Origin of the sequence: Gordonia sp. 'Campus', assembly GCF_022206305.1 — a bacterium.
Taxonomy (GTDB): Bacteria; Actinomycetota; Actinomycetes; order Mycobacteriales; family Mycobacteriaceae; genus Gordonia.
This window is the reverse complement of record NZ_JAKOIW010000017.1, coordinates 32,397-51,737: the sequence shown is the minus strand read 5'-3', so window position 1 is coordinate 51,737 and position 19,341 is coordinate 32,397. Positions and strand designations below refer to the sequence as shown.

Below are 19,341 nucleotides of genomic sequence, written 5' to 3'. Positions count from 1 at the left end.
GTGCTGAGTTACAGTAACTCTCCGTAACAGTTATCGAACCGGGAATTCGGGGTGTTGGTATGCGACCTGACGTCGACGTGGTGATCGTGGGTGCCGGTTTCGGCGGGATGGGTGCGGCCATCGAGTTCAGGCGGCAGGGGATCGACAGCATCGCGATCCTCGAACGCGAGAACGATCTGGGTGGGACGTGGCACGTCAACCATTACCCGGGTCTCGCCGTGGACATCGCCTCGGTCACCTACTCCTACTCGTTCGAGCCCAACCCGGACTGGTCACGGTTGTTCGCGCCGGGCAGCGAGCTGAAGCGTTACGCCGAACACGTTGCCGCCAAGTACGACCTCAGGCGACACATGGAGTTCGGGACGCTCGTCGAATCGGCGGTCTGGGACGACCAGGACCGGTTGTGGCGTGTGCGGACCGCTGACGGAGCCGAGCGCACGGCGCGCTACCTCGTGACCGCGACGGGCTTCCTGTCGCAACCGCACATCCCGGACTTCCCGGGGATCAAGGACTTCGCGGGCACGATTCTGCACACCGCCGACTGGCAGGACGGGTTCGACTTCACCGGCAAGAAGGTCGCCGTGATAGGGACGGGTGCGACCGCGGTCCAGCTGATCCCGGAGATCGCCGAACGCGCCGACGCCCTGACGGTGTTCCAGCGGACGCCGATCTGGGTGGTGCCGAAAGTCGACTTCGCGATCCCGCCCGCGGTCCGGCAGTTGTTCCGTCGCATCCCGCTCACGCAACGGATTGCCCGCGTGGTCAATTCGTCGCTGCTCGAACTCCTGATGGTGTTCGGTGTGCTGCACTACAAGCAGGTCAAACCGGGCAACAAGGTGGCCGCCGGACTCGCGAAAGCGCATCTGCGGTCGCAGATCGCCGATCCCGAACTGCGTCGGAAGCTGACCCCCGACTACGACTTCGGGTGCAAGCGGCCGACGTTCTCCAACACCTACTTCGCCAGCTTCGCGCGACCCCACGTGACTCTCGAGACGAGCGGCATCGCCCGGCTCGAGGCCGATACGATCCTCGCCGCCGACGGCACCCGGACCGAGATCGACACCCTCGTCCTCGCCACCGGGTTCAATCTGTGGGACGTCAACTTCCCGGCCTTCCAGGTCGTGGGCCGCGAGGGTCGCGACCTCGGAAAGTTCTGGCGCGAGGGGCGCTTCCAGGCCTACGAGGGTGTCACGGTCCCCAAGTTCCCGAACTTCTTGTCGCTCAACAGTCCCTACTCCTACAGCGGGTTGTCGTACTTCACGACCATCGAGGGGCAGATGAAGCACATCGCGCGTCTCTTCGCCGAGCTCCGACGACGCGGGCAGGACACCTTCGAGGTCACCGAGTCGGCCAACGACGCGTTCCTCGACGAGGTCACCGACCGCCTCCAGTCGTCGGTGTTCTACAACGGGAACTGCGCCGGGTCGCGTAGCTACTACTTCAACCAGCACGGCGAGGCGACCCTGCTGCGCCCGGCATCGACGCTGCGGACCCTACGGGAGATGGACTCGTTCCCACTGCAGGACTACGCATTCAGCTAGGAGAGTCGGCCTTCGTCACAACGGGTTGAGCAGTTCCGGCCCGTTGTTGGCGACGCGGTTCACCAGGGGAGCGACCTCGCGGATCGCGATGGCATCGACGATGGCCGGGGCGGGTGGCGCGAACAGGTCGTCGGGCGCCCGGTGGTCGGGATCCAGCCATGCATCCCAGTTGTCGTACGGCATGATCAACGGCATACGGTCGTGGACATCCCGCAGTTCGCCGACCGCGTCGGTGGTGAGGATCGAGCAACTGAGCAGCGGCGGCGCCTGAGTCGACGTGTCCCGATCGGAACCGTCCCCATCTGAAGTGGCACCGCCCGTCCTGTCGTGCCAGACCGACCAGAGACCCGCCATGAACAACCGGGTCCCGTCCTGCGGGGACATGAAGAACGGGATCTTCGTGGGCTTGCCCTTGCTGTCCGGGGGCCCCTTCTTCCACTCGTACCAGCCGTCCATCGGTACCAGGCATCGACGTGACTTCACCGACGAACGGAACGAACTCTTCTCCGCCGCGCTCTCCGCGCGTGCGTTGAACAGCAGCGGGCCCTTGCCCACCTCCTTGGCCCAGGGCGGAACCAGCCCCCACCGCATCGCCCGGACGCGCAGGATCGCGTCGTCGTCGGGTGTGTCCGGTGCGTGCCGCTTGACGACGGTCATCACCGTCGTCGTCGGCGCGACGTTGTAGTTGACCCCCGGGGTCCGAGGCGCCGTGTCGAGATCGGTGGCGTCGTCTGCCGCCGGCTCCGGTACCTCGTTGACCGCGTCGATCTCCGCCGCGAGCTTCGCCGGGTCGGTGGTCACCGCATAGCGTCCGCACATGGTGACCATGCTGCCCCACGGTGTCGGCCGACGCGACCGTCCTGCCACGACGCGGTCAGAGTGCGACGTGCTCAGAGGGCGATCGGGGCGACCACGGCCCGGGTCACCGAGACGAGATCGGCAGGTGCGAGCGCGATCTCGAGACCGCGCTTGCCTGCGCTGCACAGGACCCGCTCGAACTCCATCGCCGAGGCGTCGACGACGGTGGGCAGCACGGTGCGCTGACCGACGGGTGAGACGCCGCCGAGGACGTACCCGGTTGTCCTGGTGACCGCCTTCGCCTCGGCCATCGCCGCCTTGGACGCACCCAGAGCCGCCGCGGCCGCCTTGAGTGAGAGTTTCCGCGGTACCGGGACGACGGCGACCGCCAGCCCCGGCCGTTTTCCGCCGGACAGCTCGATGACGAGGGTCTTGAAGATCTGGGCGTCGAGCACCCCGAGTTCCTCGGCGAGCGCCGCGACGGCTTCGGCGCCGTAGGCCTCGGAACGCGGGTCGTGCGCATACCGGTGCACGGTGTGGGCGATCTTCGCGCGTTCGAGTGCGGCGATCGCCGGAGTGGCAGCCATGGAACTCGGTACCTCCTGAACAGTGGATCGGTCTTGGGTCGGTCGAGCAGGCGGCGGGTCCAACGGGGGAGTGGGCGCCGATGAGGAACTGTGACATGGATCGGCCCACCGCGATCGCAACCGTGGTGCGGGAACAAACCGCCCGTGAGGCTCTGTTGTGACTGGTTGCAACGAGATGAGCAGGACCGGAAAGCAGGAGGTCGAGAGGCATATGAGCGCATCTGCCGTGATGGAGTCACCGCAGCGCATCGAACCGGGACCTCTCTCGGTGGGGACGGGATCGGTAAGCTTGATCGACAGCCTCTCCGTGCTGCCTCTCATCGAAGGGATCGTAGTGTCCGAAGCCAAGACAGCCGGGACAGAGCCGGCCGGCGGTGGTTCATCCGGCACCGGTTCATCCGACGCCGGGCCGGCCGACGCCGCCTCGAGCGAGAACCGGGCACCGCGGCGTGCCGATCCGAGCGAGACCCCGGAGCAGCTGACCGAACGGTTCGAGCGCGACGCGCTGCCGCTGCTCGATCAGATGTACGGCGCCGCCCTGCGGATGACACGCAATCCGGCCGATGCCGAGGACCTCGTGCAGGAGACCTACATCAAGGCCTTCACCGCGTTCGCGTCCTTCCGCGAGGGCACCAACCTCAAGGCGTGGCTCTACCGGATCCTCACCAACACCTACATCAACGGCTACCGCAAGAAGCAGCGTCAGCCCGCGCAGTACCCGACCGACGAGATCACCGACTGGCAGATCGCGGCGACTGCCGAACACACCTCCCAGGGGTTGCGCTCGGCCGAGATCGAGGCCCTCGACGCCCTCCCCGACGACGAGATCAAGGCCGCACTCCAGGCGCTGCCCGAGGATTTCCGGATGGCCGTGTACTACGCGGATGTCGAAGGCCTGCCGTACAAGGAGATCGCCGAGATCATGGACACACCCATCGGTACCGTCATGTCGCGTCTGCACCGTGGTCGTCGACAGTTGCGTGAACTGCTGGCCGACGTGGCCCGCGAACGTGGCTTCAACCGTTCCGCCCGCGTCTCGGATGCGGAGGTGGCGCGATGAGCGACCTCGATCCCGAAGTGACACAACTCGATTGCTCCGCGGTCATCGCCGACGTGTGGCTGTTGCTGGACAACGAGTGCGACCAGAACGCGCGTGCGCGTCTGCAGGGCCACCTCGACACCTGCCCGTCCTGCCTGGCGCACTACGGCATCGAACAACAGCTCAAGGCGCTCGTGAACCGGAAATGCGGTGGCGATCAGGCCCCGCAGGGTCTCCGCGACCGGTTGCGGATCGAGATCCGTAAGACCGTCATCGTGCACGAGATCTCCGAGACCGAACGCTGAGATGCCCCGCGGGGAGCGGGGTCGAGACACGAAAAAGCCCGGGCGGCCAGATGGCCGTACCCGGGCGTTTTTCTTGTCTCGCTCGCCCGATCCGCCGTGAGGCGAGGATCAGGCGTTGGGGCGCTTGCCGTGGTTGGCAGCGTTCTTCTTACGAGCACGCTTCTTGCGTCCGCGCTTTCCCATGACGCATCTCCTTCATTGCGGGGCGGGCATCGTCGGTGACAGGCCCGTCGTGTACTGGTCATCCCGCGGGATCGGGACATCACAGTGTCTCAGGCATTCTGCCACGGTCCAAAAAACGGCCGCTCACCACCCGGCGCCGTGCCCGCTCATCGGGTACGGCGACGTGGGCTAACTTAGGTGCATGGCTGAAGACGTGGTCGCAGAGATCGTCGCGAGTGTCCTCGAAGTACGCGTCGCCGAGGGTCAGGACATCGAGGTCGGGGACACCCTGGTGCTCCTGGAGTCGATGAAGATGGAGATTCCCGTCCTCGCCGAGGAGCCGGGCACCATCGACACGATCAAGGTCAGCGTCGGGGACGTCATCCAGGCCGGCGACGTCATCGCCACCTTCCGGTAGCGTTCGCGCGAAACCTTCGCCACCCGCGTCAGATGTCGACCCTCTCCGATCTGCTCGCCGAGCACACCACTCTCTCCGATGCGGCCGCCGCGCACCTGCAGCGGCTCGTCGCCGAGTGGCAGTTGCTCGCCGACCTGTCCTTCGCCGACTTCCTGCTGTCGGTCCGGACCGACGAGGGAGCTGTGGTCACGGTCGCGCAGTGCCGTCCGAACACCGCATCGACGGTCCTGCCGACCGACGAGGTCGGCCGTGTCGTCGACACCGAGGCCCACGCCCAGGTGGTTCGCGCGTTCACGTCCGAACGGATTCTCCGCGACGAGGACCCGACCTGGTTCGGCGCGACGGCCATGCGCCAGGAGGCCGTGCCGGTCGGCTTCGACGGGTCGGTGATCGCGGTGCTCACCCGGGCCGTGGATCTCACCCATCCACGACTGCCCTCGCCGCTCGAGCTCGCATACCAGGACTCGGCGGACGATCTGTGCCAGATGGTCGCCGACGGAACGTTCCCGCACGAGGAGGGAAATCCGAGGGGCCTGTCGACGCCGCGCGCCGGTGACGGTTTCATCCGGCTCGACGGCCACGGCATGGTCACCTACACGAGCCCGAACGCGTTGTCGGCGTTCCACCGGATGGGATGGACCGCCGAACTCAACCACACGCGGCTCTCCGAAGTGGTCAAGCAGCTCATCACCGAACCCTTCGAGGCCGACGACGTCGCCCTGATGCTCGACATCGCCGCCGGCGTGACCGAGGTACCGACCGGGCCGTACCGGGACATCGGAATGCGCGTCGAGGCCGATGCCCGCCGCGCGACGGCGCTGATCCGGGCGGTCCCGCTCCGTCCCCGCGGGGAGGTCACCGGCTCAGTGGTGCTCATTCGCGACGTCACCGAGGTCAAACGCCGCGATCGCGCACTGATCAGCAAAGACGCCACCATCCGCGAGATCCACCACCGGGTCAAGAACAATCTGCAGTCCGTGTCGGCGCTGCTGCGCCTACAGGCTCGGCGTACCTCGAATTCCGACGCCCGCGAAGCCCTCAACGAGGCTGTCCGACGCGTCGCCTCGATCGCTCTCGTCCACGAATTGCTCTCGGGGAGCGTCGATGAAGAGGTCGATCTCGACGAGGTCGTCGACCGACTCGTCCCGATTCTCGTCGACGTCGCCTCGGGGGAGGCGCGGGTGGCGGTGCGCCACCGGGACCGCCTCGGCGTGCTCAGTGCCGAACTGGCGATGCCGCTCGTGATGGTGCTCACCGAACTCATCCAGAATGCCATCGAGCATGGATTCGACGGCGCCCCGCCCGATGACGCGGAGATCGCCGTCATCGCGGAACGGGACGTTCGAGGATTGCGTATCGCTGTGCGCGACAACGGCTCCGGTCTACCTGCGCATTTCGATCTGGCGACCTCGGATCATCTGGGCCTGCAGATCGTCAAGACCTTGGTGTCGATCGAACTCGGCGGCGAACTCGACGTCCGCGCCAATCCCGCAGGGTCGGGAACCGAAGTGGGAGTGTACATTCCCCTGCGCGTCTGATTCCCTGCGACGCAACCCGTTGTGCGGCAACACGTTGTGGGCACGAAAAAACCCGGCCGCGGCCGGGTTTCTTCGAATCCGGTGAATGTCGCCGGCCGGGAAAGGCCTAGACGCTGCTCCGGGTACGCGTACGTGCGGTACGGCGCTTGAGTGCGCGTCGCTCGTCCTCGCTCATCCCGCCCCAGACGCCCGCGTCCTGGCCGGACTCGAGTGCCCACGACAGGCAGTCGGCGGTGACGGGGCACCGCGCACAGACGAGCTTCGCATCGGCGACCTGCGCGATGGCCGGGCCGCTGGTTCCCACGGGGAAGAACAGCTCCGGGTCTTCGTCGCGACAGATGGCCTTGTGACGCCAGTCCATTCCTCTACTCCTTCGGGCGCGCTGACGCGCACCACTCGATAACTAGCTGCTGATGATTGTTGGCTGTAACTCTCAGTTCACGCGGCGCACCAAATGTTTCCGCGCTGTTGCTTGTGAATACTTTCACGAATCCAGCCGAAGTCAATGGGTTTGCTTTGACACGTGTGCAACATCACGTCGGACGCCTAGCACCTCGTGTTCGCTCTCCCACCAGGGGGTGCGGGCGCCTGCTCGGAGCCCGTGTAGTAGCCTACTCGCTCTCTGGGCACCGTGTCGACGAATTCCCGCAGGTCGAGCCGTCGTCGACGCAGGAAAACCCTGTGACGTGGAGCGATGACGCGAGTATCGTCGGACACATGCGTCGACGATGTTGATCCACACCACCTGAGGCCACCCATCGCCGGTTGACCGCAGCCGCCGTGTGTGCGGCGACCCTCGAGGACCTCATCCCGCTGTACCCGTTGTACGCGGTTCTGTTCGCCGACCCCTCGATACCGGGCGCCGGACTCGGCGCTGCCGAGATCTCGACGTTGTTCGTGATCTGGTCCGTGGCATCGGTGATCGTCGAAGTCCCCACCGGGGTCCTCGCGGATCGCGTGTCACGGCGCGCGTTGCTCGTCGCCGGACCGTGGGTGACCGCGTCCGGATTCGCGCTCTGGACTTTCGTGCCCTCGTTCGCCACGTTCGCGCTCGGCTTCGTGTTGTGGGCCATCGGCGGCGCCATGCGGTCGGGCACCACCCAGGCCTTGGTCTACGACGAACTCGTCCACCTCGGCCGTGCCCATGGCTACGCGCGTCTGTCGGGTGCGATGCGGGCAGCGGGTGCGATCGGGGTCATCGCCGGTACCGCGTCGGCCGCACCGCTGTTCGCCTCGGGCGGGTACGTCGCGGTGGGCCTCGGCAGCGTCATCGCCTGCATTCTGTGTTCCCTCGTGTCGGCAGCGCTCCCGGAGACCCGCCGGGCGGCATCCGTCGTCCCCGCGGAGACCGATGGACCCGCCGAGGGTTCGGATGACGGTTCCGTCGGGTGGTTGCAGGTCATCCGCAGCGCGCGGAACTCCCTGCGAACACAACCCGCCGCGAGGAGGCTATTGCTTCTCGGGGTGGGCCTGACGTGGATCGCCGCCCTCGACGAGTACCTCCCGGTTCTCGTCGGGACGTTCGTGTCGCACGCGCCAGACGTGGGGCCCGACCCGCGCGCGGTCGCGCTCCTCATGGTCGTGGTCTCGGTCGGTGACATCGCCGGTGCACTGGCGGCCGGTCGCTTCCGGTCGGTGGCCGCCGTCGGACCCGCCGTCGGGGTGGGCGCGACGGTGCTGGTCGCGGCCGCACTCTGGGGGCACCCGGTGGGTGCGGTCGGGGTCGCCGCCGCCTTCGGCCTACTGGGGTGGGCACGGGTGGTCGTCGACGCGGCGCTTCAAGACCGGTTGGAGTCGGCCTCGCGCGCGACGGTCACCTCGCTGGCGGGGGTGGGTGAGGAACTCGTCGCCATCGCGGCCTTCGCGGGGTGGGCGATCGGATCGGGATGGTCGGGACCAGCGGGGCTCTTCGCCCTCGCGGCGTTGCCCTACGTCGTGCTGTCCGCGGTACTGACGGGGGGTGCGATGACGGCGAGGGCGTCGCGGCGATGACGAAAGCGGATGTCGCGGAAGGCGCCGATGTAGTCCCCGTCCATCTGCACGTCGATCGGGGTGTCCGCCCGAAATCGCACCTCGTCGACGTCGTCGTCCCGAAACAGGTGCCGCGCCTTGGGATTCGCCTGAGTGAGCAGGCGGGTGGCGAGCGGGAGGTTGCGTAGCACGCCGGTCGAGGTGGCCACGAAGACTCCGAGTCCGGTGTGGAATCCGGTGTCCGGGTTGGTACGGATCTCGCGGGGGCCGAGGTAGGTCCAGGGGCTCGTGTTCGACACGAAACCGAACCGGGCGCCGGTGATCGGCTCGCGACCGGGGATCTCGACGTCGAAGGTCGCCGATGTGCCGGACTGCTTGAGAAAGCTGGTGATGGTCGTCCACAGGTAACGCGCCGGCGTCGCGGTCTTGCCCGCGTGGCGCTTGTCCTCCATGGCGTGCACGACCACCGCGTCCATCCCCATGCCGGTGTTGAACAGGAACCACCGGTCGTCGGTGTGGCCGAGCCCGATGCGGCGGCGTTCGCCCGCGTCGAGGAGGGCAATGATCTGCTGGGTCGCCAGCAGTGGATCGGGGTCGATGCCCAGCGTGCGGGCGAAGACGTTGGCACTGCCGCCGGGGATGACCGCGAGCGCGGGACGGTTCCGGGCCGGGTCGCTGCTCGACGGCGGATCCAGGAGACCGTTGGCCGCCTCGTTGACCGACCCGTCGCCGCCGTGCACGACGACGGCGTCGAAGTTCTCGGCCGCCGCACGTGCCGCGAGTTCGAAGGCGTGCCCCCGGTGGGTGGTGAGTTCGACATCCAGGTCGAAATGCGCGCTGAGGGTGTGCGCCAGCGCATCGCGACCGGCCGGGCTGGTCGCGGTGGCGAAGGGGTTGACGATGAGCATGACGCGCACGACACCCGAGGATATGGGGTCGGACGCGTCCGCGCGCAATCGTGCCGGTACCGCACCCGCCGGGTCGGCGAGACCGGCACCAAATATCCTGGGACGGTGAGCACCGAGAAGGACCGCCCGGACGACGCCATCGATCCATCGGTGACCCCGCGCCAGATCAAGTTCGCCGGCGCGGTGACGACCGTTCAGGGGCTGATCGGCGTGGTGGTCGCGGTCACTCTCGTGGTGCGGGGCCTGGCCGGCCACGAGGAGACCACGATCAGCGGGTACGGCACCGCGGCCTGGTTCGGCATCATCGGCGGCGGCGTTCTCGTCGGTGGTGTGGCACTGCTGATCGGTCGCCGCTGGGGACGCTCGATCGCCATGGTGGCCCAGATCCTGTTGCTGCCGGTCGCCTACTACCTCTTCACCAGTGGTTGGCCCGTCTTCGGTGTACCGCTGGGGCTGGCCGCGCTGGCGGTTCTGGTGATGCTGTTCAGCCCGGCTTCCATTCGCTGGCTCGCCGGGGAACTCGAACCCGAGCGCTGAGGTCGGCACCCGCTCGACCCCCGGGTGAGTGCGATCAGCGATGTTCGATCCGGCATTCCCGGCGTGGGGGAGTCTTATCCGACGGTCGTGGACCGACCGGCCGTACAGTAGGGCGCATGACGCGCATCCTCGCGATTGCCAATCAGAAGGGTGGGGTCGCCAAGACCACCACCGTGGAGTCCCTCGGTGCGGCGCTCGCCGACCTCGACGTCTCGGTGCTCGTCGTCGACCTCGATCCTCAAGGGTGCCTTACGTTCTCGTTGGGACACGACCCCGACCAACTGGAGTCGTCGGTCCACGACGTGCTGCTCGGTGACGAGGAGATCGCCGACGTGCTCCTCGACACGGAGGACAACGTCACGCTCCTGCCCGCGACCATCGACCTCGCCGGCGCCGAGGCGTTGTTGCTGATGCGCCCGGGACGCGAGTACGCGCTCAAGCGTGCGCTCGCGGAGGTGAGCGAGGACTACGACGTCATCATCGTGGACTGCCCTCCGTCGCTGGGAGTGCTGACCCTCAACGGTCTGACCGCAGCCGATGAGGTCATCGTGCCGCTGCAGTGCGAGACCCTGGCTCATCGAGGGGTCGGACAGCTGCTGCGCACGGTTCGAGAGGTCCAGCAGATCACCAACCCGAACCTCACGATGCTGGGCACCGTCGCCACGCTGTTCGACGCTCGGACCACCCACAGCCGCGACGTGCTCGCAGATGTGTCCGACCGGTACGACCTCCCGGTCCTCGACCCGCCCATCCCACGCACCGTCCGCTTCGCCGAGGCGTCGGCGTCCGGCACATCGGTCATGCGTGGACGAAAGAACAAGGGCGCCATGGCGTATCGGGCGCTCGCCGAGAACCTGTGGAAGCACTGGGAGGCCGGCGAGAAGGTCGGTACCTTCGACGCCTGACCGGGCGGGTCAGCCCGGCCCGAAGGCCTCGATCCGATTGCCGCGCTGTTCGACGACGATGTCGCCGATGACCCGGAGGCTCACGACGGGGGCGGCCGTTCCCCCCTCGTCCGGCTCGGCGCTGCGAGCCAGTGGGATCGACCGCACCTCGCGCCCGGTCGCGACATCGCGCACACTGATGCCCGATGCGCTCGGCAACAACAGCTGCCCGGCCATCACCTGCCCGGGACCGAGGGTCCCCGGAACCTGGTAGATCGGGTTGAGGGTCTGACCGTTGAGGACGACCGTGGCTCGGCCCGTCCAGTAGGTCACGATCCCGTCGGCGGCTATCGGGACGCTGCCCGGCGGTGGCGTCGCGTTCCCCGCGACGGTGTTGGTCCCCGCGGCGACGCCGTCGGTGTCGAAACGGCGGATGGCCGGTCCGCTCTCTGCGCCGAGCGTCGGGGGTTCGGCAGGACTCGCGCCGCCGTCGTACACGGCGATCCCGGACGACGACATCGCGATCACCACCGGCGGGGGACCACTCACGTCCCCGGTGATCAGGCTGGAACCGTACTTCTCGACCTCGTCGTCCTTGTCGAGCACCGAGCCCATGACCGTCAGGCGATATCCGGGGTCGTCGGCGCACCGTTCGACGACGGCCAGGCGGTCACCGGAGACGGCCGACGAGAACAATGCACAGTCGTTGCGGTCCGGCGCGTCCTCCGGGCGTACGGGCGCCTCGACGCGGCCGTACTCGATTCCGCGGACGAGATTGGAGCCCCAGGTCTCGAGACGTCGCGGACCCTGCGCGACGACGTATCCGGAGTCGGTGCCCAGTGTCAGTTCGGGGTCGGCGTCACTCGTGCGGGCGCCGGTGCGGGCACCGGTCGCGGCGTCGAGGGCGGTGACCTCCGAGCAACCCCTGCTGTTGCGGTAGACCGCAAGTGCCACATCGGAACTCGCCGTCCAGGCGGTGCCGACGGTGCAGAGGTCGAGGTCGCGTCGATACGACCACAGCGCACGGCCGGTGGCGGGGTCGTGACCCACCACCGCGCCGCCGTCGCCGGTCACGACAACGGACTCACCGATGGCGGGCACGGTCGTGGCGTCGGAGGTGGCCTGCCACCGGGGTACGAAGGTGGCGGGCACCGTCTGCGCCGGCTGGACGGCGGCCGGCGCGGAACCGGCCTGCGCGCTGTCGGTGTGACGCACCGGGCTGACGGCCCACGCGATCGCACATGCGGTCACCAGGACCACGATGACAACCGCGGTGATCGCGAGGTCGAGCGGCGTACGACGCTCGGGTCTGACTCGTGCCACGCGGGGGGCCGTCGGTCGTCAGTCGGCGACGGCCGTTGCCGACGCGGCGGACTCGCCCGACCCGGCGGTGTCGGACCCATCGCCCGCGGACTTGCGGCCTGCGCCCCCGCGGCGGCGACGGCGACGACGCGGCTTGGTGCCCTCGCCGTCGTCGGTCGCGGCGTTCTCGCCCCCACGGCCGGTCGACTCATCGCCTGCGGCCGCGGAACCGGATTCTGTGGCGGGCGCGCCATCCCCGGCCGGAGCCGACGACGAGCCGGCGGCGTCGGCCTGGCCGCCGCGCGTGCGGCGGCGCGTCCGGGTGGATCGCTTGCGAGGCGCACGGTCCTCGCGCGTCTCCCGGGTTTCGTCGGGATCGCGCTCGGGCTTGGGCGCCGCGATGCGGCCGGTCTTCGACTCGGGGATCGACAACTCCTCACGCAGGTGCTCGGAGGTCGAGTAGGTCTCGGGCGGGTCGGGGATGCCGAGGCCGAGGGCGTTGTTGATGAGTTCCCAGCGATGCAGCTCGTCCCAGTCGACGAGGGTCACGGCGATACCGGTGCGCCCGGCACGCCCGGTGCGGCCGATGCGGTGGACATAGGTCTTCTCGTCGTCGGGGCACTGGTAGTTGATGACATGGGTGACGTCGTCGATGTCGATGCCGCGGGCGGCGACGTCGGTTGCGACCAGGACGTCGACGGTGCCCTCGCGGAACCGCTTGAGGGCCTTCTCCCGGGCGATCTGGCCGAGGTCGCCGTGGACGGCGCCGACCTTGAAACCGCGTTCGGCGAGGTCGTCGGCGACTTTCTGCGCCGTCCGCTTGGTGCGGGTGAAGATCATCGTGGCCCCGCGACCGTCGGCCTGCAGGATGCGTGCCACCAGTTCGGCTTTGTCGAGGGCATGTGCACGGTAGACGTACTGCGTGGTCCGGTCGTGCACCGCCGAGTCGTTGGCGTTCTCCGCGCGGATGTGGGTCGGGCGATTGAGGAAGGTCCGTGCCAGGGTCACGATCGGCCCGGGCATCGTCGCCGAGAACAACATGGTCTGACGAGGCGTGGGCAGCGCCGACATGATGCGCTCGATGTCGGGCAGGAAGCCGAGGTCGAGCATCTCGTCGGCCTCGTCGAGGACGAGGATCGACACCTTGCCGAGGACCAGATGGCCCTGCTTGGCCAGGTCGAGCAGGCGGCCCGGGGTGCCGACGACGACGTCGACCCCGGACTGCAGCTCGGCGATCTGCGCCTCGTAGGGACGACCGCCGTAGATCGAGGTGATCTTGAGGGGGCGCTCGGTGCCATCGGCCAGCGTGACCTGAAGCGCCGGGGCGACCACCTGCAGATCGCCGGTCACCTGCACGCACAGCTCGCGGGTCGGCACGATGATCAACGCGCGGGGGGTGTTGTCCAGCGGACGCACCCCGGATTCCTCGGCGTGGACGAGCCGGTGCAGCAGCGGGATGCCGAAACCGAAGGTCTTGCCCATGCCCGTACGGGCCTGGCCGATGAGGTCGTGTCCGTCGAGCGCGAGCGGGAGCGTGAGTTCCTGGATCGCGAAGGTGTGGGTCTTGCCGTCCTCGGCGAGGGCGGAGACGATACGCTCGTCGACGCCGAGTTCGGCGAAGGTGGGCGCGGTGTGGGTGTCGTCGACGATGGTCGTCTGCACGGCGGAGTCGCTCATGTGCGGTTGTTTGCCTTTCTGGGCCGATATGCGCGCGGTGTGTTTCGGTGCGCGCACGGAGAAGGCTCGAAAGTGCACGCGCAAATGTCGTAGTGGCACCGGGGATGTGACCGGGTATCGCGACAAAGTCGCAGGTCCCGCGAAGATCTCGCGAGCAACGCCGTCGTCACATCCACACGCTCGCACCGGTGAACCGCGAACGTCGCGCAGCTCGGCGGGCAAGCGACGGGGGGTCCCGTCGGAGTGCACCGGTGTCTACTGTACTTGGTGCTCTCGGGCGGCCCGCTACCATCACCTCATGGCGCCTGCATCCGACCACCCGGGTTCGACCCCGGTAGCTGCGACGTCCACCCCGGTGGCCTCGATCGAGGCGCGGGATTCCGCGATCGGCAAGCTGTTCGCGGTACTGCTCGCCGGCGAGTTCGCCGCCTTCCACCGACTGATCGAGGAATCGGCGATGGCGCCCGACGTGCGCAGCCGGATCGCGATCGCACGGATGGCGGCGTCGGAGGTGGGGCACTTCGACCGGCTGGCCGAGAAGGTCGAGGCGATGACGGGCCTCGAGCCCGACCAGGCCGTCGAGCGCTACCGCTCGGTGTTCGACCAGTACCACCGGGCCACCACCCCCAAGACCTGGTACGAGGCCCTCGTCAAGGCCTATGTGGGCGACGGGCTGGCCGCCGACTTCTACACCGAGCTCGCCGACATGCTGCCGTCGGACTCCCGCACCCTGATGGCCGAGGTGATGTCGGAGACCGCGAACTCGGTCTTCGCCCGTGATCAGGTACGCGCGGCCGTCGAGGCCGATCCGTCGATCAAGTCGGCGCTCGTCCTGTGGGGTCGTCGTCTGCTGGGGGAGGCGATCACCCACGCGCAGTGGGTACTGGCCGCGGAGGAAGAGGTGACCGATCTGCTCTTCGCCGGAGCGACGTCCCTCACCGGGGTGGCGCGCTTCTTCGATGTCGTCGCCGACAAACACGCCGAGCGCATGACCGACCTCGGTCTCTCCTGAGGCTCCCTGACCAGACGGTTCCGAGCGGGGAGGGTTTCGCTCTGAGCGGAGTGGCTGTCCCGTGGGCATCCGGCTGCACTAGCCTTGTGCGGCAAGCGTTGTTAGATCCGGCGTTGACGAAACGCAGCGTTGAGGACACACCTGAGGAGGGCGGCACATGGCCGTGGAAGTGAAGATCGGCATCACCGACAGCCCGCGGGAGCTGACCATCGCGTCGACCCTGACCAGCGACAAGGCCTTCGCAGAGGTCGAGGCGGCATTGGGTGGCAAGCAGCAGCTGCTGTCGCTGGTGGACGACAAGGGTGCCCGCTACCTCATCCCCGTCACCAAGATCGCCTACGTCGAGGTGGGTGCGTCGGAGAACCGTCGCGTCGGATTCGGTTCCTGACCGGCGGTATCCGACACCCACACGACCGGGACCGAGACGACGAGGGTCCTGCGCGCCATCAGGCGGGCAGGACCCTCGTCGTAGGTGCGATGTGGATCAGGCGGATCCGGCCGGGCCGGGATCGGGCGCGGGGGGCTGCTGCGGTTCGGTCGACGGGTTCTGGCGCGGGAAGTGTGACAGTCCGCCCCACAGCAGTGCGACCGTGGTGTCGACGGCGCTCTGCTTGTCGACCGGACGCTTGGCCTCGAGCCAGTACCGGGCATTGACCTGGCTCGCGCCGACCAGACCGGACGCGAGCATCCGCGACCGGTACGGGTCGAGTCCCGAGTCGTGCATGACCAGGCCGTAGACGGCGTCGACGCAGGCCTCGGTCGCGCCCTCCACCCGTCTGATGACGGCCGGATCGGACGCGTCCGAGGAGAAGATCAGTCGATACCCGGAGTTGTCCTGGTCGATGAAGTCGAAGAACGCCTGCACTGCCGCACGCACGCGGCGACGGTTGTCGGTGGTGGTCCGCAGTGCGGTGTTGACATCGCTCACCAGCTTCTCGGCGTGTGAGTCCACGACCGCGATGTACAGGTCGAGCTTGGACGGGAAGTGTTGGTACAGAACGGGTTTGCTCACTCCCGCGTGCACGGCGATCTCATCCATGCCGGCGGCGTGATAGCCGCGTTCGACGAAGATCTCACTGGCCGCGTCGAGCAACTGCATACGTCGTGCGCTGCGCGGCAGACGCGTACTGCGCCCGGGCACTGCGGACGCGTTGGTTGCGGTCGACATGCCCAAGAGAGTACTCGGGAGAGCTTCTTGCGCAGTATCGGCGGTCCGCTGTGAGAAAGTTGTCCGGTGAGCCGCACAGAGGATGGTGGCCCCGGTCCTGAACGTGGCCGGGTGCGTGCCAAGGATGTCGGCCCGAGATCGTCGGGACGCCCCAGACCGGACCAGCCGTTACGAGCGCGCTGGGATCCGACCGACGACAGCGGACGTCCGCGCGTCGACCGGGACGCCCAGCCGGAGTACAAGAAGCAGTCCGCTCTCGGCAGGTTCGTGTCGACCTACGGCTGGCGGGCCTACGCCATCCCGGTGCTCACGATCCTGACGATAGCGCTGATCGTCGTCACCGTGCAGGACGGCCGCAACCAGGCCCTCGCTCCCGCCGATGCGGCGAATCCGGACTCGGCAGCACGCAACACCGACATCAGCAAAGAGACCCGGCCGATCGGCGCTCCGACAGGCGACATCCAGGCGGCGGCGCTCCCCGCGGGCACCCTGCCTCAGGGCGGGCCGTTCACCGATCGCGCGCGCAAGACTTTCCGGGTTCTCCGCGGAGGTGGCCCGGCGGTGGGGACCGGGGGGCAGGTCTACACCTACACGGTCGAGGTCGAGAACGGCCTGAACCCGCAGGACTACGGCGGGGATCCGACCTTCGCGAAGATGGTCGACACCACGCTGGCGAACCCGCGCAGCTGGATCGGCGACGGACGCGTCTCCTTCCGGCGCATCGATCGCGGCGAACCGGATCTACGGGTCACCCTCACCTCCACCGGCACCACGCGGGAGTTGTGCGGGTACCAGATCAAGCTCGAGACTTCGTGCTACTACCCGCCGCAGGAACGGGTCACGCTCAACGAGGCGCGGTGGGTGCGAGGTGCCCTCTCCTATCAGGGTGACGACGTCGCCTACCGCCAGTACCTGATCAATCACGAGGTCGGACACGGAATCGGTTACGAGGCGCACGAACCCTGCCGCGAGAACGGCGCGCTGGCGCCGATCATGATGCAGCAGTCGTTCGGCGTGGCCAATTCGGAGATCATGGCGCTCGATCCGCAGATGAAGGCCAACCGCACCTTCGTGTGCCGGCCCAACCCCTGGCCGTTCCCCACACGCTGACGGGAATGTCGCTGCGAGCTCATCCGTTGTGCGAGGAGTCCGCAGTCAGCCCGAACAATGGAGGCGTTCGTGTCGTCGCAAGGGTCGCTCACTGGGTCGTTGCCACCGCTGGTGGAACCGGCGGCAGAACTGAGCAATGAAGAGGTGGCCCGGTACAGCCGTCACCTGATCATCCCCGACGTGGGGATGGACGGTCAGAAACGTCTCAAGACCGCCAAGGTGCTGGTGATCGGCGCAGGCGGTCTGGGATCGCCGACGCTGCTCTACCTCGCCGCGGCGGGTGTCGGCACCATCGGGATCGTCGAATTCGACATCGTCGACGAGTCGAACCTGCAGCGCCAGGTCATCCACGGCCAGTCCGACATCGGGCGGCCCAAGGCCGAGAGCGCGCGCGACTCGATCCTCGAGATCAACCCGTTCGTCACCGTCAACCTGCACGACCAGCGGCTCGAGCCCGAGGGCGCGATCGAACTGTTCTCGCAGTACGACCTCATCCTCGACGGCACCGACAACTTCGCGACCCGCTACCTGGTCAACGACGCCGCGGTCCTGGCCCACAAGCCCTACGTATGGGGTTCGATCTACCGGTTCGAAGGTCAGGCGTCGGTGTTCTGGGAGGACGCCCCCGACGGTCGCGGACTCAACTACCGCGACCTGTACCCGCAGGCCCCGCCCCCCGGAATGGTGCCGTCGTGCGCCGAAGGCGGTGTGCTGGGCATCCTGTGCGCGTCGATCGGTTCGATCATGGGTACCGAGGCGATCAAGCTGATCTGCGGGATCGGGGAGCCGCTGCTCGGCCGGCTGATGGTCTACGACGCGCTCGACATGAGTTACCGCACGATCAAGATCCGCAAGGACCCCGAAGGTGAGCGCATCGCCGGGCTCATCGACTACGACGATTTCTGCGGTGTGGTGTCCACCGAGGCATCCGACGCTGCGGCCGGGTCGACCCTCACGGCGGTGGAGTTGAAGCAGAAGATCGACGCCGGCGAGAAGCTCGCGATCATCGACGTCCGTGAGCCGGTCGAGTGGGACATCGTCCGCATCGACGGCGCGACGCTCATCCCCAAGGGCGACATCCTCTCCGGCGAGGGGCTCGCGCAGGTCCCGCATGACCGTCCGACGGTCCTCTACTGCAAGACCGGCATCCGGTCGGCCGAGGCGCTCGCGGCGCTCAAGCGGGCGGGCTTTGCCGATGCGACCCACCTGCAGGGCGGCGTCACGGCCTGGGCCAACCAGGTGGACAAGTCGCTGCCGGTCTACTGACCTTCTCCCCGGGACGCCGCGTGCCTTCCGGATACGGACAGTGACGCTCGGTAATCTTGCATCGTGAACACCGCCCAGCCGCCCGAACATGTGTTGAACACATTCGGGCTCACCGCCCACCCGCCCATCGCCATGGGAGACACGTGGGTGGGCGGATGGCGGGTCGGTGAGGTCGTGCTCTCGCTGGTGCCCGACCACGCCCGTGCCGCGTGGTCGGCGTCGGTACGCGAGTCGTTGTTCGTCGAGGGCATGCGTATCGCCCGGCCCTTCCGGGCGACCGACGGTCGCTACGTGATCTCGGGCTGGCGCGCTGATACGTACATCGCGGGCACTCCCGAACCCCGGCACGACGAGGTCGTCCTCGTCGCCGACCGTCTCCACGAGGCGACGGCCGCCCTCGAACGCCCCCGGTTCCTGTTGCAGCCACCTGCGCCGCCGCACACCGACGTCGATGTCTTCACCGCGGCCGACCGCGCGGCCTGGGAAGAGGTGCCGTTGCGGTCTGCTCGGGCGGCGGGCATGGCCGAGCCGACCTCACCCGACGGTGTGCAGAGCGTCGACATGCTGAAAACCCTTGCGAAGCTGCGCAAGCCGGTCGACCTGCCGTCTCAGGTGGTCCACGGAGACCTCTTCGGCACCGTTCTCTTCGCCGGTGCCGCCGCGCCCGGCATCACCGACATCGTTCCGTACTGGCGCCCGGCTCCCTGGGCGGCCGCGGTGGCCGTCGTCGACGCGCTCGCGTGGGGCGGCGCCGACACCGAGCTGGTCCAGCGCTGGTCCGATCAGCCCGAGTGGCCACAGATGATGCTCCGGGCGACGATGTTCCGGCTCGCCGTCCACGCCCTGCACCCACGGTCGACCTCGGGCGCACTGCCCGGACTGCAGCGGGTCGTCGAACTGGTGCGTCTGCTCGTATAACTGCAGCTCACAGCGCTATTGCGCACTTGTCGGAGTTCTCACAGCGTCGTTGTCACGAAGTGAGGACAACGTGACCATCAGGTCACCTCGCGGCAAATACGCGCAACACGTCCCCTCCACACTTGGTCTCGAGTCGCTCGACACCGGCGTCGGCGTTCCGCACACGACAGCCACACTGCTCGCGCAGTGACCACAGCAGA

21 protein-coding genes are annotated in these 19,341 nt (G+C 67.8%); 13 read left to right on the top strand and 8 right to left on the bottom strand.

Annotation, left to right across the window (positions count from 1 at the left end; all coding sequences use genetic code 11):
* Window positions 1-59 precede the first annotated feature (59 nt).
* Entirely contained in the window at window positions 60-1,541 is a 1,482-nt protein-coding gene (locus MAY35_RS17360) for an NAD(P)/FAD-dependent oxidoreductase (protein WP_238422544.1), read from the top strand.
* Window positions 1,542-1,556: 15 nt separating this feature from the next.
* Here MAY35_RS17360 and MAY35_RS17355 read toward each other — a convergent pair whose 3' ends face one another.
* On the bottom strand, window positions 1,557-2,360 hold the full coding sequence (locus tag MAY35_RS17355) for an SOS response-associated peptidase (RefSeq protein WP_238422543.1): 804 nt from the start codon (window positions 2,358-2,360) through the stop codon (window positions 1,557-1,559).
* A 71-nt stretch (window positions 2,361-2,431) separates the two neighbouring features.
* Complete coding sequence (ybaK, locus tag MAY35_RS17350; protein ID WP_238422542.1) at window positions 2,432-2,926, bottom strand: Cys-tRNA(Pro) deacylase; 495 nt, start codon at window positions 2,924-2,926, stop codon at window positions 2,432-2,434.
* Between the two features lie 211 nt (window positions 2,927-3,137).
* On the opposite strand from ybaK, the gene MAY35_RS17345 reads away from it, so the two are divergent.
* The gene (locus MAY35_RS17345) at window positions 3,138-3,986 is read left to right on the top strand and encodes a sigma-70 family RNA polymerase sigma factor (RefSeq protein ID WP_281063145.1); all 849 of its coding nucleotides are present in this window, start codon (window positions 3,138-3,140) and stop codon (window positions 3,984-3,986) included.
* A complete protein-coding gene (gene rsrA, locus MAY35_RS17340; protein ID WP_238422540.1) occupies window positions 3,983-4,270 on the top strand; it encodes a mycothiol system anti-sigma-R factor in 288 nt (95 codons plus the stop codon). Before MAY35_RS17345 ends, rsrA begins: the two co-directional genes overlap by 4 nt.
* A 108-nt stretch (window positions 4,271-4,378) precedes the next feature.
* On the opposite strand, the gene MAY35_RS23440 is transcribed toward rsrA, so the two are convergent.
* Window positions 4,379-4,453 (bottom strand): 50S ribosomal protein bL37, encoded by a 75-nt coding sequence (locus MAY35_RS23440; protein WP_369758845.1) that lies wholly within the window; start codon window positions 4,451-4,453, stop codon window positions 4,379-4,381.
* A 181-nt stretch (window positions 4,454-4,634) separates the two neighbouring features.
* On the opposite strand from MAY35_RS23440, the gene MAY35_RS17335 reads away from it, so the two are divergent.
* Both MAY35_RS17335 and MAY35_RS17330 read left to right on the top strand, forming a co-directional pair.
* Window positions 4,635-4,850 (top strand): biotin/lipoyl-binding carrier protein, encoded by a 216-nt coding sequence (locus MAY35_RS17335; protein WP_238422539.1) that lies wholly within the window; start codon window positions 4,635-4,637, stop codon window positions 4,848-4,850.
* A gap of 32 nt (window positions 4,851-4,882) precedes the next feature.
* Entirely contained in the window at window positions 4,883-6,388 is a 1,506-nt protein-coding gene (locus tag MAY35_RS17330; RefSeq protein ID WP_238422538.1) for a sensor histidine kinase, read from the top strand.
* Between the two features lie 106 nt (window positions 6,389-6,494).
* On the opposite strand, the gene MAY35_RS17325 is transcribed toward MAY35_RS17330, so the two are convergent.
* Window positions 6,495-6,749 carry a WhiB family transcriptional regulator gene (locus tag MAY35_RS17325; RefSeq protein ID WP_004023450.1) on the bottom strand — a complete coding sequence of 85 codons (255 nt, stop codon included), beginning with the start codon at window positions 6,747-6,749 and terminating at the stop codon, window positions 6,495-6,497.
* Window positions 6,750-7,168: 419 nt separating this feature from the next.
* On the opposite strand from MAY35_RS17325, the gene MAY35_RS17320 reads away from it, so the two are divergent.
* Entirely contained in the window at window positions 7,169-8,380 is a 1,212-nt protein-coding gene (locus MAY35_RS17320; RefSeq protein WP_238422610.1) for an MFS transporter, read from the top strand.
* Here the strand turns inward: MAY35_RS17320 and MAY35_RS17315 are convergent.
* Window positions 8,317-9,267, bottom strand: coding sequence for a diacylglycerol kinase family protein (locus tag MAY35_RS17315; protein WP_238422609.1), 951 nt, complete (start codon window positions 9,265-9,267; stop codon window positions 8,317-8,319). The two genes, MAY35_RS17320 and MAY35_RS17315, sit on opposite strands and share 64 nt — an antisense overlap.
* Window positions 9,268-9,372: 105 nt before the next feature.
* Here MAY35_RS17315 and MAY35_RS17310 point away from each other — a divergent pair, with 105 nt between their 5' ends.
* Both MAY35_RS17310 and MAY35_RS17305 read left to right on the top strand, forming a co-directional pair.
* A complete protein-coding gene (locus MAY35_RS17310) occupies window positions 9,373-9,804 on the top strand; it encodes a hypothetical protein (protein ID WP_238422537.1) in 432 nt (143 codons plus the stop codon).
* 116 nt (window positions 9,805-9,920) lie between these two features.
* A complete protein-coding gene (locus tag MAY35_RS17305) occupies window positions 9,921-10,709 on the top strand; it encodes a ParA family protein (RefSeq protein ID WP_238422536.1) in 789 nt (262 codons plus the stop codon).
* A gap of 9 nt (window positions 10,710-10,718) precedes the next feature.
* Here the strand turns inward: MAY35_RS17305 and MAY35_RS17300 are convergent, their stop codons facing one another.
* Both MAY35_RS17300 and MAY35_RS17295 read right to left on the bottom strand, forming a co-directional pair.
* Complete coding sequence (locus MAY35_RS17300) at window positions 10,719-12,011, bottom strand: hypothetical protein (protein WP_238422535.1); 1,293 nt, start codon at window positions 12,009-12,011, stop codon at window positions 10,719-10,721.
* Between the two features lie 18 nt (window positions 12,012-12,029).
* Window positions 12,030-13,667 carry a DEAD/DEAH box helicase gene (locus MAY35_RS17295; protein ID WP_238422534.1) on the bottom strand — a complete coding sequence of 546 codons (1,638 nt, stop codon included), beginning with the start codon at window positions 13,665-13,667 and terminating at the stop codon, window positions 12,030-12,032.
* Window positions 13,668-13,965: 298 nt separating this feature from the next.
* Here MAY35_RS17295 and MAY35_RS17290 point away from each other — a divergent pair, with 298 nt between their 5' ends.
* Both MAY35_RS17290 and MAY35_RS17285 read left to right on the top strand, forming a co-directional pair.
* A complete protein-coding gene (locus tag MAY35_RS17290; protein ID WP_238422533.1) occupies window positions 13,966-14,679 on the top strand; it encodes a ferritin-like fold-containing protein in 714 nt (237 codons plus the stop codon).
* A gap of 157 nt (window positions 14,680-14,836) precedes the next feature.
* A complete protein-coding gene (locus MAY35_RS17285) occupies window positions 14,837-15,067 on the top strand; it encodes a DUF3107 domain-containing protein (RefSeq protein ID WP_004023442.1) in 231 nt (76 codons plus the stop codon).
* A 96-nt stretch (window positions 15,068-15,163) separates the two neighbouring features.
* Here the strand turns inward: MAY35_RS17285 and MAY35_RS17280 are convergent, their stop codons facing one another.
* A complete protein-coding gene (locus tag MAY35_RS17280; protein ID WP_238422532.1) occupies window positions 15,164-15,847 on the bottom strand; it encodes a TetR/AcrR family transcriptional regulator in 684 nt (227 codons plus the stop codon).
* A gap of 66 nt (window positions 15,848-15,913) precedes the next feature.
* Here MAY35_RS17280 and MAY35_RS17275 point away from each other — a divergent pair, with 66 nt between their 5' ends.
* The 3 genes from MAY35_RS17275 (at window position 15,914) to MAY35_RS17265 (ending at window position 19,141) form a co-directional block, all read left to right on the top strand.
* The gene (locus MAY35_RS17275; protein ID WP_238422531.1) at window positions 15,914-16,957 is read left to right on the top strand and encodes a DUF3152 domain-containing protein; all 1,044 of its coding nucleotides are present in this window, start codon (window positions 15,914-15,916) and stop codon (window positions 16,955-16,957) included.
* A gap of 57 nt (window positions 16,958-17,014) precedes the next feature.
* Window positions 17,015-18,223, top strand: a complete 1,209-nt coding sequence (gene moeZ, locus MAY35_RS17270) for an adenylyltransferase/sulfurtransferase MoeZ (protein WP_238422530.1) — start codon at window positions 17,015-17,017, stop codon at window positions 18,221-18,223.
* A 63-nt stretch (window positions 18,224-18,286) separates the two neighbouring features.
* Window positions 18,287-19,141 carry a TIGR02569 family protein gene (locus tag MAY35_RS17265; RefSeq protein WP_238422529.1) on the top strand — a complete coding sequence of 285 codons (855 nt, stop codon included), beginning with the start codon at window positions 18,287-18,289 and terminating at the stop codon, window positions 19,139-19,141.
* Window positions 19,142-19,341: the final 200 nt, after the last annotated feature.